1 protein-coding gene is annotated in these 1176 nt (G+C 63.4%); it reads left to right on the forward strand.

Translation table 11 applies throughout. The annotated features are described in order from the left end of the window. Nucleotides 1-1176, forward strand: a 1176-nt coding sequence (tuf, locus tag M8744_RS17695; protein ID WP_251420061.1) for an elongation factor Tu, incomplete at its 5' end; no start/stop codon positions are given.

Consider the following 1176-nt stretch of genomic DNA (forward strand, 5'->3'; position numbering starts at 1 on the left):
ATGGCAAAGGAAAAGTTTGAACGCAGCAAACCGCACGTGAACATCGGGACTGTTGGTCACGTTGACCACGGCAAGACGACGCTGACGGCGGCGATCACGAAGTATTTCGGCGATTTTCGTGCGTATGACCAGATTGACGGCGCGCCGGAAGAGAAGGCCCGCGGGATCACGATTTCGACGGCGCACGTGGAATACGAGACCGAGAACCGGCACTACGCGCACGTGGATTGCCCCGGTCACGCGGACTATGTGAAGAACATGATCACGGGCGCGGCGCAGATGGACGGCGCGATTTTGGTTGTGAACGCGGCGGATGGCCCGATGCCGCAAACGCGCGAGCACATCCTGCTGGCGCGCCAGGTTGGCGTTCCGGCGCTGGTGGTTTTCCTGAACAAGGTTGACCAGGTCGATGACGAGGAGCTGCTTGAGCTGGTTGAGATGGAAGTGCGCGAGCTGCTGAGCTCGTATGACTTCCCCGGCGACGACATTCCGATCGTTGCGGGTTCGGCGCTGGCGGCGATGGAAGGGCGTGACCCGGAGATCGGCGAGAACAAGATCCGCGAACTGATGGCTGCGGTTGACGAGTACATTCCCACGCCGGAGCGTGCGGTTGACCAGCCGTTCCTGATGCCGATCGAAGACGTGTTCTCGATCTCGGGGCGCGGCACGGTTGTCACCGGCCGGGTCGAGCGCGGCGTGGTGAACGTGGGCGACGAACTGGAGATCGTGGGCATCCGCGACACGAAGAAGACGACCTGCACGGGCGTCGAGATGTTCCGCAAGCTGCTGGATCGTGGCGAAGCGGGCGACAACATCGGCGCGCTGCTGCGCGGCATCGACCGTGAAGGCGTGGAGCGGGGCCAGGTGCTCTGCAAGCCCGGCTCGGTCAAGCCGCACACGAAGTTCGAGGCCGAGGCGTATATCCTGACCAAGGAAGAGGGTGGCCGTCACACGCCGTTCTTCGCCAACTACCGCCCGCAGTTCTACTTCCGCACGACGGACGTGACCGGGACGGTGACGCTGGCCGAAGGCACCGAGATGGTGATGCCGGGCGACAACGTGTCGTTCTCGGTTGAGCTGATCGCCCCGATCGCCATGGAAGACGGCCTGCGCTTCGCCATCCGCGAAGGCGGTCGCACCGTCGGCGCCGGCGTCGTCTCCAAGATCATCGAGTAA

Origin of the sequence: Lutimaribacter degradans (assembly GCF_023703375.1) — a bacterium.
Taxonomy (GTDB): domain Bacteria; phylum Pseudomonadota; class Alphaproteobacteria; order Rhodobacterales; family Rhodobacteraceae; genus Lutimaribacter; species Lutimaribacter degradans.